We start from the raw sequence: 16935 nt of genomic DNA on the forward strand, positions 1-16935 counted from the left end.
TAAGTTTATTGCAATTATTGTAGGCGCTCCCGTGATCTGGGTGGCGTCTTGTTTATTGTTAAGAAAAGAAAGATAAGGGGAAAATAAAAAAAGAGAGCTAATGCCCTCTTCTTTAGCGGTACGTTAATTAATCGCAGATTGGTATTCCGAGCACTCTTAAAGCTAATGCTACTTGGAGGGAAATCTCTAATCTAGCAATTTCGATACCAGCGACTGAAAGAACTAAAAAAGGTTGTCCATTTACAAACACAACGCAACTATCCATGGTTACGCCTCCTTTCTAGTAATATAATATAGTATATGAATGAAACGGTAATATGTAATAGTTGAATTAATGAATTTAATAGAATTAATAGAATAGCCCATTTAACCAAATGAACACACCGAAAGAGAAAAGTTCTTTTTGCCAGTCTAAAAGTTAGCCTGAAATAGCATATATATAAATGATAACTTTTAGATAGTATTAATGGGACAATTAATGGGATTGGTGGGATATGCATGAGCTATTATAAGAGAGCAAGATCTAGGATTGCAATTTGAAACGGTAGAAACATATGGTTGTACAAAAATATTCACTGAAAGGTAGAAAGGAGTGGATTAAGGAAACATAAAGTTGTTGAAATTTTTGTATGAATTTATTAACATGGAACTATATTTATTGTTTATTTGATTCTGTTTATTCCCACACCTTATGCGTTGTGGTTGAGTTGTAGAAGCAATTTACGTCTTGCTTCAATTCTGAAAGGGCTTCTTTGAGCCGATTAGTGTATATAAAGCTTATTTAATTAGCTGTGCACATTTTTAATCGACTTAAAGAATCCCTTTTTGTGTTGTTTTAAAGTCTGTTTGACTGGTAAAACCCATTATTACATGAGGCAAAAATTATTATTTAGGCAGATATAAAATGAATACTAGTTTTGAGGTATCTATACTTTGATACAACAATCAAATTAGATAAAAAGAGAATCAAAAAATATTAGTCTACAAATCACGAGATATTTGCTAGAGCATTTGAAGTATATATAGCATCCGCTTTGCTAGAACAAGAACATAAAAACGATTATTTAGTTTGTGAAATATATTCTTTTGTATATCTGTTAGGAGAACAAAGAAAGCATCTAAATAGAAGTATAAGGAGTTTAATGCAGGTAGTTGTTCTATACATAATAAAAAATATATAAGGGGTGGGGGATTATGCATTATAACATTCAAAAAGGACAGTTCCGTTTAACAAGTGCTTATCCAAGAGGTAGCTGGTGGGAGTTTTATCGTGTTCCGTGTCCAATTTGTCATGATACAGGCAATTGCATGCTGCATGTTTCGCAAGAGAAAGTAGCGTGTACACGTGTAGAAAGTAAATGGATCTATGGAAAAAACACGGGCAATCCAAGCTACATTCACTACATAAATGGAAAAAATAAGTATCAATTGCCGGAGGTGGATGAAGTTCAGATCCATGATAAGAAAAGCAATGAGGAATTAAATGTGTTTAATCGTAAGTTAATAGATTTCATAACATTGCAAGTGCATCATCATGCACATTTAATAAGAGATAGAAAAATGAGCGAGGAACAAATACAAGTACGTCAATATCGTTCTTTCTTAAAGCAACAAATTGTGTTAGAAGGGGATAATACGTATACGACCATTTGGGAGAAACTATTTGAACAGATTGGGAATAAACATTGCTGGCAGGGAATTCCGGGTTTTTATGAGATGAAAAAAGGTCGACTTTCTCTTCGTTTGATGTCAGGCTTCCCTGGTATATTGATTCCTTTTCGAAACCAATACAATCAAATTGTTGGGTGGCAGGTTCGTGTGGATGAAGTGAAAAACTCCGTTCATGTGAAAACGGCACCTACTGGAGTTCAAGCGGAATTAATCGAACAGCCTAATGTTGTAAAGATAACTAAAAATGATGATTGTATCTTTGAAGGTGAACTAGAAGTGAACAAAAAGGTAGAAATTCCATCTCAAGAGGAACGAATTGTTGTAAAGATTCATAAAGGGCAAAAATATTTATGGATCTCATCAGCAAACAAAAGTCAAGGAACTGGTGCAGGAGGTAGTGAAAATCCACTGCCTGTGCATGTAGCGGTACCGAGTTCTCATTTGAAACATTGGAATTCTGGTACCCTTCATCAAACTAAATCAGTGATGATAACAGAGGGGGCTATAAAAGCAGATCTGATTGCTGATTTGATTCCAGAGAGATTTAATAAAGTGGAACTTTCTGAAGTAGGAACAACGGTTCTTGCAATTCCTGGTGTAAATGCTTGGAGAATTACTATGCCTGTATTAAAGGATATGGGGGTAGAAAATGTCTATTTAGCGTTTGATGCTGATTTAGTAGAGAATAAGAAAGTAAGAAAAGCTCTTATAGACTTTGCGACAAAGTTAAAGCAAGTGGGGTATAACGTAATTATTGCAGCATGGAACCCAGTACAAGGGAAAGGTCTGGATGATACAATGCAAGCGGGATTTAAACCTGTGTTTAAAGGACTTTAATAGTCATAAATTAGGTTGATATTTTCGTGAACTACTCGCCACTTAGCAAAGCTTGAAGTGGGAGCTTCTCAGTTCCACGACGAAAGTAACCTTTCGTCTCCCTGAGCGTTACTTCGGGGTGTTCCACCCCTAGATGTCCAACGAATGGATGCTCCTTTGGTACGGTTGATATTTTACGCAGGAACCGAATGGCTTGGTTTTCGCACTCTATTTTCTTCCTGCAACCTTCTATATCAAGTTATCAAAGAACTTCATATAGCTAGTTTATCAAAAGTTTTTGGCTATGCCAAACCGAAATTCAGCTCCCATCTATCGTTGGGCTACGCCCTTCACACGCTTGAGGAAGGAGAATTTTTTCGGGGAATACGTTAAATAAGTAGGTTAAAAAAGATAGAGTTTGTAATTCTATCTTTTTTTATATTCAGTTACTACAAAGGTTTTAAATTAACAAAAAGAAAGGTAGAAGAGAATATGAATACATCTATGAAAAAAATCTAGTAAATTTACGAGTTGATTTTGCTTTCAAGCGGTTGTTTGGAGTAGAGGGAAATGAAGATATACTCATTGGTTTTCTTAATGCGGTATTACAATCCTATTTAGATGATCCACATCTCCCAAGGGAGCAAAAGGATGATAAATTGTCTATTTTAGATTTGCGAGCTACTCTTAATAATGGTGTAAAATTAAATATAGAGATACGGGTTCGCGACAAAAAAGACATGATTGAGCTATTTTTGTTCTACTGGGCTGGCATGTATTATTCTCAAATGATTCAGGGAATGAAGTACGTAGAATTAAGACCAACCATTTGTATTAATATAGTGGATTTTATTCTGTTTCCAGAAGAAGAAGACTTTCATAATGTCGGTGTAGTCATGAACAAAAAATCAGAGCACATAATTTCAGAGAATATGCAATTGCACTTTCTTGAGATTCCAAAAGTAATTCGAGAATGGCAAGAAAATCGAATGGATCCATGGGATGATATATTAGCACGTTGGCTATTACTATTTCCTGCATATGAAGATGAGAAATTAACAACAATCCTGGAGGGAATCGCGATGGAAAAAGATCCAGTTTTGAAAAAGGCAATAGAGGATTGGGAGCGTTTAAGTAGTGATAAGGACTTTTTACGCTTATATGAGGCGAGAGAGAAGGCAATCAAAGATAGAATATCAGAAATAGAGACGGCAGAAGAGAAAGCAGCGAAAAAAGCAGCAAAAAAAGCTGCAAAAGAAGCTAGAACAGCCACTAAGATAGAGATGATTCATAATTTTATTAAAGTTGGTGTACCTATAGAGAAGATATCAGAAGCTACTGAATTAAGTGTAGAAGAGGTTAATGAAATTTTAAAAAATAAAGAATAGATATAAGGGGTAAAAAACAGGTAATTGTTATTACAAACAATTACCTGTTTTTTTTATAATTTTTGATTGTTGCCCATTTTGTGATTTTAATTATATTTTTTCTTGTTTTAGAATTCCCTCTAATCTATAACAGTATTTATATATCGGGAAATAATAGTAGGAATTAAGGTGGATTTAAACAAAATCCTTATTTAAATGAAGAAGCCCTAGGATTAGGGGTCTATGGCTTCAAGTCATGGTATATCTCACACGACATTATAAAAAGAAAAGAACGTACTGAAGATAACACATGAATGTTTCATAAATGTATCAAAAAAGTGATTTTATAAATCAAAGTACTCAGCATACTTAACTAACGGCTTGTTGAAAAAAAGAAGCCCCGCAGAAAATGTTACAGGGCTTCATAAGACTGAGTTATGTCGTACTCACAGGTGATTTTAACATGATTTTAGCGGGAAATAAATTGGTAAATGTGCCCAAGTAGTTTGAAGCTATTATTTAAAACAAAAATGCTTTCTGGTAAGCATATGTAAAAAAGAGCACTAAATAAAGTGCTCTCGTGACGAGATTCATTTTGTAACGACTATTTTATATAGAAAGGAACTCAGAATATTATATGAGTGCCCAGTTAAATAAGTGCCTTTTACAAATAAAAGAGCAGTTAGCAAAAGCTTACTGCTCTAATCATGGAATATGGTTAAGAAATGGGTTGTCTACAGTATTGACGGAATATTGAGTTTTATTCAGAAGAACTATTACTTTACAAATTAGATTATGATATTCGCAATTACCCATATCGCCCAGAAAAGAACTAAAAATTCTATTGAAATCCAAAGTGCTTTTTTCTCAGTTTTTTTAAACTCTTTTATTAAAGAGAATACAGCACTAATTCCTATAAGGATGAAAAGAATGAGGCGTATTGTATCAGACATTTTAACCACTCCTAATTTAAATTAAATTCATTATATATCGATTTTAAAATTTTTAGATAATTATTGGTGAAAATTAAGCAAAATTTAAACAAAATTAACCTTTTGAGAGAAAGTGAGGAATAACAATGGGACTAGGAAAGCGTGGAAATAAAGTAGACCAACAGCCAGGTGAGAGTAGTCTGTTTTCTGAAATCAGGAATACAGGACATGTTAGTAATATCAGAGTCAAACAGATTGATAAGGTTCTACAATACGCTTGAGATAATGACGAGGCAGTGATTAATAAGATTTTCTCCCATTGTAGTAAAATGGAGGTTATTATGTACAAGAAAAAAGAAGCATACTATGTACATGTGTATATATTTAGAGACAAAATTACAAAATCAATAAAAATAGAACCATGGCGTTCATTGAGAGAAGAAATGAATTTTCTAGGTCTTAAGAACAGTGATATTTTTCAAATTCAAATGATAGGGTACGATCCAAACAAAGAAGACAAAGAAATTAAATAAAAATGGAACATGAAAAGTCTATTTTTATTTTTTAAGTGTAAATTAGGGCTTGTATTTTTAAAATCGTATAGCTATAATATGAAAGTAATAAGATTCTAAAATAAAATAAAAATTAATCAGTTCGCATATAAGAGAAGACCTCAATATGCGCCATGTCCTTAGGGGACGTGTGCGTGTATTGGGGTCTTTTTGCGTTTTGCGAGCAAAAACATCCGGAGGTGCAGGAATTATGTTGAATTGGTTGTCTGCAAAACTTATGACAACATCAGTTGGAGATTTCTTACTGGCAAAAGGTAGTTTTACCAAGGGTCTTGGTGGTAATGGCGGTAAAGGCGATGCTGCAACTGTCCAAAATAGTATGAATACCCTTGTAAAAACATTAATCGGTTTTGGTAGTATTTGGGTAGTTGCTTGTGTTGTATTCGCAGCTATTAAACTTTCTGGTGCGCAAGGGAAGAACCCTGAAAACCGTACACAAGCTATGATTGGTTTAGCTTGTGCGGCAATTGGGGGCTTTGTCATGATCAAAGCGTACGACATCGCTGCTTGGGTTGCAACAATCTAACATAAGAGTTTGTACAAGCTCTCCTCCATTTGGGGAGAGCTTCTCTTATACAAGGGAGGAAACAATATGAGAAAAGTAACTGTTCCTGTTGACATGACTTCGGAACAAAAAACGCTGTTAGGAGTATTAAGTAAACGCCAATTGATTTATCTATTAGGTGGCGGGGCGGCTCTTTATTTATATGTACCATTTTTATGGCGGCTATTTGTACCTATTGATGCGGTAGTAGCGTTTTTTATTTGCTTAATTTTAGCACTACCAACGGTAGTAGGTGTAATAGCGTTTGCTTTTATTTATAAAGAAAAACAACACATGTATCTAGATAGATTTTTACTTATCAAAATGCGTAGCCGTTCCGAAAAAGGGAAGTGGAGAAAAGGGTACGAGCCAACTACATGGGTAAAGGAGAATTTATAGATGTTGGAAATGATATATTTTACGGCGATAGCCATTGTAGGATTTTTCTTTTATCGGAAAATGAACGTAAAACCGCTGTTTGGGTCTAAGAAAAAGGGGAAAAAGCAAGGCGGAGTAGAGAAACACACTGCTGAAAAAAGTGGAAAGAAAAATAAAAAGAATATGCCTGCCGAATCAGAAGTTGATGAGGATAATGTTGATTTCTTTAACGCTTTTGTAGAAGACATTAAGGAAATTGATAATCATATGATTCGTTATCATGATGATACATTTGTCTTGATTGCGGAAGCGCATCCAGTTAATTATTACTTACTCTCCAATATGGAACAAGAAGCGATTGATATCAAAATTGAATCATGGTTAACCACATTAGAGTTTAATACAAAAGTATATATTCAAAGTAAGTTTGTAGATTTAACAGATCCTGTACGAAAAATGACAGAAACGATGAAAGGTGCGAAGGACCTTACACCAGAGACAGTACTATATGGTCAAGAAGTTATCGATAACTTAGAGTACTGGCAACGTTCGCAACCTCGATATGAGCAAAAGCGTTATTTAATTTATCCATATAAGGTTGATATTAGTACAATTACTGCTGATACAGAGGAAGAGTTGGAGGAAAAGATTGTGGATAAGGCGTTTAACGAATTGTACCGTCGTTATAATGCTTCTCGAAATCTACTATCGAAAGCAAAAATTAATGTAGAAATGTTAACGAAAGATAAATTAATAGAACTTTTATACGTAGCGTTTAATCGTCGTAAAGCTGTAAAAGCGCGTTTCCAGGACTTAATTGAAAACGAGAATTTCTCCTTATATTCAACCAGTGAGACGAATGAGAGAAAACTAGAGTTACTGAAAAAAGTACTAGCGGAAGAAAAGACAGAAAAATCAAATAACGGGGTGGCGTAATTATGAAGTTATTCGGAAAAAAGAAAAAGGAAAAGAAAAAAATAGAAGCAGAAGAAAAAGATGAATTGGAACTAGAGGAGGAAGAGTTGGAAGAAGAGGAAATACCGACGCAATTAGACAATCAAACTACAGTATTTGATGTCATTGCTCCAGAAGGAATGAAAATTGACGCAGAAGATTATGGAGTAATTAAACAATCCTTAGGAAGTAATACGTTCTTCCGCCCGTTTTATATTCCACGTGATGGGTATCCACGTATGATGCAAACCAATTGGTTGAACATGTTAACTTCAGCTGGGGAAGTGGATGTGATGATCGATATACATAAAGAGCCAAAAGCCAAAGCAATGCGATCATTAGATATGCAGCTTACTATGCTACGTTCGAATCTCTCTTTCCAACGTACACGAGGAAACATTGACCAAGAAAAAGATTTAGATGCAAAAATTCAAGATACTAACAATTTAATGGATGAAATCCAGTTCAATGAAAATGATTCCTATATGGTGAGTACAATGGGTGTTGCGTATGCCGAATCAAAGAAAGAATTGGACGTTCTATGTGAGTATATTGAAGATGAAATGCAAGCATCACACTTTAAGATAGCAAGTACTTGGAATCGTGTGAAGAGTGGTTTGAAAGCTGTTATGCCACTAGGTGCACCAAATACTCTGCAAGATACCTATCGAAATATCGATAGACGTGCTCTATGTACATTTGCACCTTTTGTGTCAGGTTCCGGAAGATTTAACGGAGGTATACCGATAGGAAAGAACAAAATTACTGGGCAAGTAGAATTTTTAAATTCTTTCGGGAATGCAGATTATCGTCCACCAAACTATAACATTGGTGTGACGGGGATCTCAGGTTCCGGAAAAAGTTTACTTTTAAAAATGAAGCTCGCTCGTGAAACATCACTTGCAGATACGCATGCAATGATTATTGACCCAGAAGGTGAATTCGTAAAAATTACAAAACGTTTAGGTGGTATTAATTTAAATATTTCGCCTGAAAGTAATATCATTATCAACCCTTGTGCAATCGCTGTAACAGAACTTCAGATTACGGATAAAGATGAAGAGCTAGAAGCACTTGAACAATATGATAAGAAAGAACTTGTAGAGCGTGATGGCGTGAAGTATGTAAGATTTGTACCGATTTTAGAGAAAATCAATGAAATACTTGGATTCTTTGACATTATTATTCGCGGACAAGATTTTGATCAACCAGGATTAAATGTATTCCAGCGTACAATGCTAGAAGATGCCATTCGTGAAGTGTTTGATAAACATGGTATTACCTCACATCCTTCCTCTTTATATACAGATGAAGTGAAGAAGGTGGATGGACAATTAATTCAGTCTCAAGTAAGAAAGCCAGAACCAGAGTTAAAAGAAATCTACGATGTCATAGTAGAACATCATGGAGACGATGTGAAAGCAGAAGAATTAATTGCCGCAATTCGTCCGTTCTTACGCGATGGTTCAAAACCATTATTTGATGGGCAAAGTCATTTTGGCCGTGGTGTAGAAACACAGTTAAATGAATCACGCGTTGTTAATTTTAACATTAGTCATTTAGAGGAAGGATTTTTAAAACCAATCGCTTTCCACGTTATCTTGAACTATATTTGGGAGCATTGGATTAAGAGTCCAGAACATGCTATCAAACGAAAAGTACTGTATGTGGATGAGATGTGGCAGTTTATTGATTATGAACAAACGGTTAACTTCTTAGAAAAAGTAGCACGTCGTTCACGTAAAAGAAATGCTGGTATGTGTTGGGCGAGTCAGGACTTTGTTCGTATTTTAGAAAATGTGAAAGCACGTGGTATCTTGCAATCTACTTTCTCTTATTTCTTCTTAGAACAAAATAAGATTGATAAGAAAAAAATCCAAGAGAACTTTAACTTAACTGCTGGAGAGTTAGATATTATTCTTAACAACCCTGGAAAAGGAGAAGGAATCTTCCGTGTAGGAGATAGTTCGGTTTGGATTCAAACAGATCCATCAGACAAAGAAATGATGTTCATTGAATCGAATGAAGCGGTACTACAAGAGCTTTTAAATAACATGAAGAAAGTACAAGGGTACGCAGGATAATAGCATACCCTTGAAAAGGAAGGTGAAATTATGCTTGAGAAAATAATAGATTGGGTCGGTGGCCTTATTATTCATATGGTAAAGGCCCTCCTAGCGCCTATTTATGGATTCATGGATACTATTCCAGTTCTAGTCTTTGGTGGAGATAATGCTAATCTAGATTTTTTATATTCAAAGAATGCGGTTACGAATGTATTAGATACCGGTATGCCTGTTATGTTTAAGCTTGTTGCCTTTTGTGTCCTTGTCAGTGTAGTGATTACAGCAGCAAAATATTCAGCAACAGCTATGAATCCAAATAATCGCACGGCATTAATTGAATATGCAAAAGACTTAATGATTATCTCGATTTGCCTCTGGCATTTAGATTTCTTTTATAATTTTGTATTTGATCTAAACAATTGGATTACATTGGAATTTAAAGAGGCGATAAATGGAGTAAATAACGGGAATTTTAACCCGGATCAACAAATACCTTTATTAAAGTCGGGACTGTCTGACAATAAAACAATTACAGAGCTTTCAATGAAAGGGCATGAAAACGATTATATGTTTATCATATTCGGACTATTTATTGAAGCTGGATTAATGATTTGGGCGAATTTCTATTATTTAATGCGCGCAGTGACATTGTACGTATTAATGTTATTAGGTCCTGTAATGGTAGGAATGTGGTTATTTCCACAAAAGAAACAACAAACGTTATATTGGATTCGCGAGTTTATGGGAGCAGTATTAATTCAAGCGATTCACGCAATTACCTTATGGTTAGTCATTACACTTATTGGGGACGCAAAAAATCCTATTATAAAATTAGTATTACTTGCCATGTTTATCCCAGTTGGTGAGATTGTGAAAAGCTTTATCGGCCTGAGCACCAATGCATCAGGTGGTATTCATAGAGCGGGTACGATGATGGGGATGGGTGCTTTAGCAAGTGTGGCTGGACTGGTTAAAGGTATTCGAGATGACTATCGTAATTCAAAAGCAAAACCGGATGATAAAGGGGATAAAGAAAAGACAAAAGAAGATGCGGATAACCCGAAAGATGCATTAGGAGCGAATTTAGGGACAGATGTTGGTACAACATCTCGTGCAGCTCGTATGTTAAAAGTAGGTCAAATTGGAAGTTCAATTGGTAAAGCAACGACAGGAATTGCTGGTATGGCAGCGGGAGCTGGTCTTGGACCGGGAGCGATGGTAGTAGGCTCGCAAGTTGGAAGTGCATTAGGTAGTGCTCCTGGTGCAGTGGCCGGTAGAAGTGTTGCTGCAGTCGGTGAAGGGGCTGTAGCCTTAGGAAAACATATTAGTTCGAGTGTAAAGAAGGGTGCGGACACGTATTCAAATCTAAATGGTGAATCGTATCCGGAACTAACCGATGAAGATATCGCACAGGATTTAGCTACAAAAGATTTTGAAAATTGGAAAGCGGATAATCCTGATTCTGCAGTTGCAAGCCGCTTAAAACAAGCATTCCCTAATGCTTCTGATACAGAGATTGCTAAAAAAGTAGCGAAAACAAATAGTGATCAAATGTCTCGTTTCACAAATCAGCGGAAACAAGATTTACAAAATATGAAGAAAACCGCTACACCCTATGGAAATGCTAGAGATTTAGTTAACGCTGCAACGAATGCATTCCAAAAGGGCTATGAGGCAGACCATAAAGATGCGTTTATGAGTCAGTTACCAGAAAATATGTCAGTGGAAGAGAAGGAGAAACACTGGAACGACCATCTGAGCGCAAAAGTACAAGGATTTAGGAACCACGCAGAACAGGCGGCAATAAAAGTAGGAGCCATGCCAGGTGAAGCGAAGGATAAGCAAGGAAATAATCTGTTTGATAAGTCCTATGTGGATAAAGATGCGTTTGCTTCTCGACTCGCATTAGGGAAAATTGGAAAAGAAATTGAGGGAGTAAAGGGAGAAACGTTAGAAAGTGGCCATCAAAATATGGGACGAGTAGGTGCTCTTGTCGGTGCTTCTAGTGCTGCATTCAAGAAGGCTTATTGTGCAGACCATAAGGCTGGATTCATAAAACAATTCCCTGCAGATATGCCGCAACAAGAAAAAGAAGCAGCATGGAATAAACATTTGGATCAAAAAGTACAAGGATTTAAAAATCATGCACAACAAGCGGCAGAATCGGCTGGTATTGTACTGCAAAAAGACGGTACAAACTATGCGAATAAAGAAGCTTTCGCTTCTCATTTATCACAACAGTTACAAAAAAATCCTGGCTTAAATGCAATGGGTATACCTAGTGCAGCAGGCATTCAGAAGGCAGTCAACGGTGTGAAAACACACGGTTTGACAAGTGGAACTGGAAGCCAGAAGGCAAAACAAGTAAGTAATGTTGGGAACCTAGTTCAAGCCTCTACAGAGTCCTTTAAACAGGGCTATGCAGTAGAACAACAGGCAAGCTTTATGAAAAAGTTGTCTCCAACTATGTCTCAACCACAAAAAGAGCAAGCTTGGCAGTCTCACTTAAATGAAAAAGGAAATGAATTTAAGGCAGTCGCACAACAAGCGGCAGTACAAGCGGGAGCGATGCCCGTACAGGCAAAATATACGAGTGGTAAGAGTCTTCATAATCAATCGTATATTAATAAAGATGCCTTTGCTTCGCAATTAACGAAAGGTTTACAAGGCCATGCAAGTCTTGGAACGGTGAGCCAACAAGTAGGTTCTGGAATTACTAGTGCGATTCAAGGTGTTCGTTCACATGGCGTTGCGACAGATGGTGCAATTAATAAAGCCGTATATGCAGCGACACAAACGCAAGCGAGTATTGCACGTGCAGGAGATCTTTCCGTTGCGGAAATCGAACGCTCTTATGCAGATGCATCAACAAGTGTAGCGAATATTGCACAAAGCGCTGGTAAAATATCTATCCCAACTTCCGCAGTGGGACGTATGACACAGCAAAGTACAAAACTTGGCATGAGTGTAATGGAAGGTATAAAACACCTTATGCTTGCGGATCGTATTGATACGGTATCAAATGCATACTTTAGTGCTGCGAGTGCTGTACAACAATCCGGAGGGAATGCAGTACAAAGAGTGATAAGTGGGACCAATGCTGCTGTCAATACATCATTAGGTGGGAATGCAGCAGAACGCCATTATAATGTAACAAAAGGGTTAAGTTATGCAGTTGGTGTAATTGGTGGTGCAGGTGCTTATCAAGCGACTGCACGTATGGTAAGTAAACATAACCCGTATAACAAAGCTGTTCAAACAGAAGTAAAAGAAATTCAAGAGATTCAGAGAATGGTACCAACAACAACGGATGCTACTGGAAATCAATCTGTTACTGAAGGGGCAGTACGCCTTGTTGTGACAAATAATAAATCATGGATTGAAGCAAAAGATTCCAGTGGTATGACGCAAGTTGTATCCCGTTATGGTAGTGGAGATAGTCGAGTTCACGAGGGACAAGTTGTATATAAAGATTTAAATATTTCTGGTGGACAATTAAAGCCGTATAAGAGTGGTATTATAGAGTCGCCAGCTTATATCCAAGATTCCAGTGGTGGCAAAATTAGTATCAGTCGTGATTTTAATATAAACCCAAATCAATTGGTAGGAAATCAAAATCAAAGACCTTTACAACAGAAAGCAGTATTTAGCGAACCGCCACTTACAGTGAATCATAAGGTAGACAATGGTCATTTCTATATGTCTGATTTGGACCAAGGTGGCTATCAAAATGTACAAATGGTTGTTGAAAGAGATCGTAGTTACATGGTTGCGACAACTACAGACGGTACAGTGTCACGTATTTCTCCGTTCGGAAAAGGAGATACACGATTACAAGCAAACCAAAGGATTGAAAGGGTTTGTGAAGTGAAAGATAGCAGTATTAAGCCGAGAGAAGAAATTCTAGTAACCCAAACACATGAAGAAGTTGTACGTACAGAGACGCATCTGAATTTATCAGAACATGATCCACAAAACCTGATTCCATTTGCGCTAAACCCTCGCTTAGCACAGCGAAAAAGAAGAAATAATGAAAATGGAAAGTATGGAGTGACAAGTCTATGAGTCAAAATCCTAACGATCCAAATGAACAGAAAAAAAGTAACCCTTTAAAAGATGTAGCTGCACACTTTATTAAGAAAAAAGGGATGCAAGCGCGCAGGAAGATGGCAAAATTAGCAGGGAAAGCAGGAAAGGCGGCAGCGAAAGCTGCTGCCAAAATGCTAAAAGCAGGTATACTAAAAATTGTGGGTGCTGTTATAGCAGCGGTTGGAGTGCCTGCCGCTTTGATTATGGGAGTAATTATTGCTGTGTGTGTGATTTTAGTCTCTTTTGTACCTTTTACCGATGATGAAAGTAAGACAGAGGAACAAGTAAAAAAATATATGGAAGTTTCAATGGCTCTGAATGTGGATTGGAAAGAAGTTATCGCTTTTGACATGGCGCGATATGATAATGATTTGACTGGTAAAGATCCGTATGACGCTATATCATATTTCTTGGATATCCAATATGAAGAATATACGGAAAAAGAGGTATGCGAGGCAGGACCGAATGGTCCTTGTGAAAAAAAGAAAAAGGAGATGCAAAAAACCAAATCTGAAAGTTACTCTGGACCGGATGTAAAAAAGATATTAGGAGATACAGATTTTAAGAAAAAAATAGATGAGATTAATGCGAGTGGAAGTAAAAAAGTGACAACATCTTCTCATGGGCTAAAGAAAGCTATGGAACTCGCAAAGTTTAGTAAGAGTCAAAAAGAGCGTGCGCGAGAGATATTAGAAGCCGGGATGTTAGAAGCGACATATGGACATCTGGCACCTTCTAGTAATTTTGTTGGTGGTATGTGTGTAGGTAATGTGAGTCCTGGCGGGGAGCCTTTCAATCTTAATGCAAAAGTTACAGGATACCTTCCTAACATTAAAGAGATGGCAGAAAAACATGGTGTTGCTGAATATGTTGGTATTTTGGCTGCCCAAATGATGCAGGAATCAGGTGGAGCAGGAAATGACCCGATGCAGGCTTCAGAGGGGCAATATGGAGACATGAGCTCATCTTGTATAGGTGTAAAGGGAAATGCTCGTGTAGGGTGTATTAAAGATCCCAATATTTCTATAGAAGCAGGTGTACGGGAATTTAAAGATGTACTAGGAAAGGCCAATGGTGACATTGCACTTGCTTTGCAGTCTTACAACTTTGGCGAAGGTTTTATTAGTTACGCTTTAGCAAAGGGTGGCTATTCAGAAGAAACAGCTATTGAGTTCTCAAGAAGTAAGAATCATTTAAATCCAGGTGGTTGCTCCGATCCGAATAACTTCAGGACAAAGGTTAATGCATGCTACGGGGATTTCGCATATGTTTCCAAAGTTTTAAAATATTACAAAGATTTAGAATGTGTAGCAAATGGAGATGGAGAATGGATTTCTGATAAAGGTTGGAAATGGCCAACAAAATCAGGGCGTATTACAGGTACATTTGATGAAATTCATAATAACAAACCGCATAATGCTGTAGATATTGGAGCCATGACCGCTGGAAAACCAGGAGACCCCGTATGGCCAGGGTTATCATCTGGTGGTTCCCCTACCATGACAAATGCTAAACGACAAAAGGTACTGGAAGAAGCGAAAAAATGGCTAGGGCAAGGAAAAGTCAGATATGTATTAGGAGACCGTAATCCACCAGGTGGCTCTTCAGATTGCTCAGGATTTACGCAGTATGTCTTTAGAACAAGCATAGGTGTACAACTTGGAGATTGGACAGGTGCTCAAGTCGGACAAGGTAAACAAGTACCAGATATCAATCATGCACAACCAGGTGATCTTATTTTCTATGAAAACCCAGGGCACGTTGCAATTTATATGGGGAATCAAAGAATGATTCATATTGGTGATAATAAAGGTGTACAAATTACAGGTCTAAACTATACAGCAAGAGGTCAACATATGACGCAAATTCGTAATGTTATAGACTGATTTGGGATGTGAAGAAATGAAGAAAGTCATGAATGTGTTAGCGAATCTGCCTCGTAAGTACTTAGTTATATTGGGAATTATTGTGTTAGTAGTAGGCGTTGCTACTTATAATACTATTCATCGTTACATGATGAAATCACAAGTGCAAGAGGAAGAGCAAGTAAACCAAGATGAAATAGAGATGCTCGGAGATAAGCCAAAGGGATTTGATACAAAAGAGGAGGAATATATCGCGAAAACAAAAACAGTAGAGGACTTACTACGAAAAATTTCTAATAGTAGTTATGATATCCCGTATTTGTTTACAAAGGCTGGATTTGGTATTGAACCAATGAAAATGACAAGTAATGAGCGTATGCTGGCTACAGAAGCTGTACAACGATATTTCCTAAATGGGGATAAGTTTTACAATGCGCGAATTACCAAAATCGACCGTGGAAAAAAAGTAGATACGTTTCATATTGAAGTTTTAATTCAACAGGTAAACTTCTTAGAACCACGACAATTTAAAGTGCGGGTAAACCAATATGCACAAATTGTAACACCAATTGCACAAATTCCACATGGACAAGAAGAAGTACCTGTGGATTAAGAAGGAAATGAGGGGTGTGGAGAAAAACACAACCCTTTTTTAAAAAATAAAACCGTGGTTAAAAGAAATTTATATATATCGCTAAAATAAGATGAATATGGAGGGATACAAATGAGGATGTTAATTACACATATGAGTTGTTACAAAACTAAAAAAATCCTTATTTGAATAGAGAAGCCCTAGAGTTAGGGGGTCTAGGGCTTCAAGTCTGAGTATATCTCACACGGCATTATAAAGAGAAAAGAACGTATTGAAGATAACATATGAATGTTTCATAAATGTATCAAAAAAGTGAACAAATTTTTTATTTTATTAATTTGTAGGTTGATACAGTTCCCCAAACGAAAAGAACCAAATAGAAAAGTCTTTGTAGTAGACCTGCAGGTAAGGGGAAAAGAAAAACAAGTGAGATAAGAATTATTATTACTATTAAGCTTAGTAAACAGAAATATGTCCATTTTCTAGCTTTTTTAAGATTCTTAGCAAAAATAAATAATCCTGGAAATACAGTAAGCATACCTATCCAAACTAGAATAGAATGTCCAATTAGGTTTATATCTGCAGGAATTAATCCTGAAACTATAGTGGAGACTCCTATTATAAGTATAAAAAATGTTGCAATTCTATTAATTCTTGTTTTTTCTAGATGCTGTGAAATATATAGTACTCCAATACAAAATGTTATTCCATTAATAATAAAGAGTAAATTCATCCAAAAATGATTAGAGGAGCATATTTCATAAGGAGCTATTTCGTAGGTGAATTTTCCACAGGTTGTTACACCTAGATCACTCATTGCGTGGCGCAAATAGTTATAAGGTGCTGTAGAAGTGAAAATAAAGAAAGGTTCAATTAAAAAGTATAGGCAAGTTGCAATCCAGCTAAATAAGCCAATTCTATTTGATATATACATTAGATTCCTCCTTAGAAAAAAGTATATTTCCATTATAGGTGGTTACATCATCAAAATTAAAAAATTGCAATTTGAGAATCGATAATCCTGTTCAATAATATAGGATTTTCTGGACAAATGTGTTTAGCGGAAAGACGTAGAAAAAATGGATGGAG

At 36.5% G+C, this 16935-nt stretch carries 13 protein-coding genes and 1 pseudogene; 11 read left to right on the forward strand and 3 right to left on the reverse strand.

Going from position 1 to position 16935, the window contains the following annotated elements:
• Nucleotides 1-127 precede the first annotated feature (127 nt).
• Nucleotides 128-265 (reverse strand): DUF3956 domain-containing protein, encoded by a 138-nt coding sequence (locus ACUN28_RS28605; protein WP_000376554.1) that lies wholly within the window; start codon nucleotides 263-265, stop codon nucleotides 128-130.
• Between the two features lie 661 nt (nucleotides 266-926).
• Here ACUN28_RS28605 and ACUN28_RS28610 point away from each other — a divergent pair.
• The 3 genes and pseudogenes from ACUN28_RS28610 to ACUN28_RS28620 form a co-directional block, all read left to right on the forward strand.
• A pseudogene (locus ACUN28_RS28610) lies at nucleotides 927-1181 on the forward strand (LPD1 domain-containing protein); the annotation flags it as partial.
• A gap of 13 nt (nucleotides 1182-1194) precedes the next feature.
• Nucleotides 1195-2508 carry a DUF3854 domain-containing protein gene (locus ACUN28_RS28615; protein ID WP_098505863.1) on the forward strand — a complete coding sequence of 438 codons (1314 nt, stop codon included), beginning with the start codon at nucleotides 1195-1197 and terminating at the stop codon, nucleotides 2506-2508.
• A gap of 530 nt (nucleotides 2509-3038) precedes the next feature.
• Complete coding sequence (locus ACUN28_RS28620; protein ID WP_016089784.1) at nucleotides 3039-3875, forward strand: Rpn family recombination-promoting nuclease/putative transposase; 837 nt, start codon at nucleotides 3039-3041, stop codon at nucleotides 3873-3875.
• Nucleotides 3876-4642: 767 nt separating this feature from the next.
• On the opposite strand, the gene ACUN28_RS28625 is transcribed toward ACUN28_RS28620, so the two are convergent.
• A complete protein-coding gene (locus ACUN28_RS28625) occupies nucleotides 4643-4807 on the reverse strand; it encodes a hypothetical protein (protein WP_016089783.1) in 165 nt (54 codons plus the stop codon).
• Between the two features lie 320 nt (nucleotides 4808-5127).
• Between ACUN28_RS28625 and ACUN28_RS28630 the strand changes: the two genes are divergently transcribed.
• The 8 genes from ACUN28_RS28630 (at nucleotide 5128) to ACUN28_RS28665 (ending at nucleotide 15867) form a co-directional block, all read left to right on the forward strand.
• On the forward strand, nucleotides 5128-5319 hold the full coding sequence (locus tag ACUN28_RS28630; RefSeq protein ID WP_098505846.1) for a hypothetical protein: 192 nt from the start codon (nucleotides 5128-5130) through the stop codon (nucleotides 5317-5319).
• 145 nt (nucleotides 5320-5464) lie between these two features.
• Nucleotides 5465-5884, forward strand: coding sequence for a hypothetical protein (locus ACUN28_RS28635; RefSeq protein WP_016089780.1), 420 nt, complete (start codon nucleotides 5465-5467; stop codon nucleotides 5882-5884).
• 66 nt (nucleotides 5885-5950) lie between these two features.
• On the forward strand, nucleotides 5951-6301 hold the full coding sequence (locus ACUN28_RS28640) for a PrgI family protein (protein ID WP_016089779.1): 351 nt from the start codon (nucleotides 5951-5953) through the stop codon (nucleotides 6299-6301).
• Entirely contained in the window at nucleotides 6302-7216 is a 915-nt protein-coding gene (locus tag ACUN28_RS28645) for a hypothetical protein (protein ID WP_016089778.1), read from the forward strand.
• A gap of 65 nt (nucleotides 7217-7281) precedes the next feature.
• Nucleotides 7282-9318: a VirB4 family type IV secretion system protein gene (locus ACUN28_RS28650; RefSeq protein WP_445423456.1), complete on the forward strand. Its 2037-nt coding sequence runs from the start codon at nucleotides 7282-7284 to the stop codon at nucleotides 9316-9318.
• Between the two features lie 30 nt (nucleotides 9319-9348).
• Nucleotides 9349-13365: a type IV secretion system protein gene (locus ACUN28_RS28655; protein ID WP_445423457.1), complete on the forward strand. Its 4017-nt coding sequence runs from the start codon at nucleotides 9349-9351 to the stop codon at nucleotides 13363-13365.
• Nucleotides 13362-15275 (forward strand): bifunctional lytic transglycosylase/C40 family peptidase, encoded by a 1914-nt coding sequence (locus tag ACUN28_RS28660; RefSeq protein ID WP_445423458.1) that lies wholly within the window; start codon nucleotides 13362-13364, stop codon nucleotides 15273-15275. Before ACUN28_RS28655 ends, ACUN28_RS28660 begins: the two co-directional genes overlap by 4 nt.
• A 16-nt stretch (nucleotides 15276-15291) precedes the next feature.
• The gene (locus ACUN28_RS28665; protein WP_098505842.1) at nucleotides 15292-15867 is read left to right on the forward strand and encodes a hypothetical protein; all 576 of its coding nucleotides are present in this window, start codon (nucleotides 15292-15294) and stop codon (nucleotides 15865-15867) included.
• A 304-nt stretch (nucleotides 15868-16171) separates the two neighbouring features.
• Here ACUN28_RS28665 and ACUN28_RS28670 read toward each other — a convergent pair whose 3' ends face one another.
• The gene (locus ACUN28_RS28670; protein ID WP_016089773.1) at nucleotides 16172-16780 is read right to left on the reverse strand and encodes a DUF998 domain-containing protein; all 609 of its coding nucleotides are present in this window, start codon (nucleotides 16778-16780) and stop codon (nucleotides 16172-16174) included.
• Nucleotides 16781-16935: the final 155 nt, after the last annotated feature.

It is taken from the genome of Bacillus sp. WC2507, from assembly GCF_052656125.1.

Bases quoted from the DNA above. Each gene is read 5' to 3' on its own strand.
- ACUN28_RS28640 (WP_016089779.1), top strand. From the start codon at position 5,951: ATGAGAAAAGTAACTGTTCCTGTTGACATGACTTCGGAACAAAAAACG.
- ACUN28_RS28630 (WP_098505846.1), top strand. From the start codon at position 5,128: ATGTACAAGAAAAAAGAAGCATACTATGTACATGTGTATATATTTAGA.
- ACUN28_RS28635 (WP_016089780.1), top strand. From the start codon at position 5,465: ATGCGCCATGTCCTTAGGGGACGTGTGCGTGTATTGGGGTCTTTTTGC.
- ACUN28_RS28670 (WP_016089773.1), bottom strand. From the start codon at position 16,780: ATGTATATATCAAATAGAATTGGCTTATTTAGCTGGATTGCAACTTGC.
- ACUN28_RS28660 (WP_445423458.1), top strand. From the start codon at position 13,362: ATGAGTCAAAATCCTAACGATCCAAATGAACAGAAAAAAAGTAACCCT.
- ACUN28_RS28645 (WP_016089778.1), top strand. From the start codon at position 6,302: ATGTTGGAAATGATATATTTTACGGCGATAGCCATTGTAGGATTTTTC.
- ACUN28_RS28655 (WP_445423457.1), top strand. From the start codon at position 9,349: ATGCTTGAGAAAATAATAGATTGGGTCGGTGGCCTTATTATTCATATG.
- ACUN28_RS28615 (WP_098505863.1), top strand. From the start codon at position 1,195: ATGCATTATAACATTCAAAAAGGACAGTTCCGTTTAACAAGTGCTTAT.
- ACUN28_RS28605 (WP_000376554.1), bottom strand. From the start codon at position 265: ATGGATAGTTGCGTTGTGTTTGTAAATGGACAACCTTTTTTAGTTCTT.
- ACUN28_RS28625 (WP_016089783.1), bottom strand. From the start codon at position 4,807: ATGTCTGATACAATACGCCTCATTCTTTTCATCCTTATAGGAATTAGT.
- ACUN28_RS28665 (WP_098505842.1), top strand. From the start codon at position 15,292: ATGAAGAAAGTCATGAATGTGTTAGCGAATCTGCCTCGTAAGTACTTA.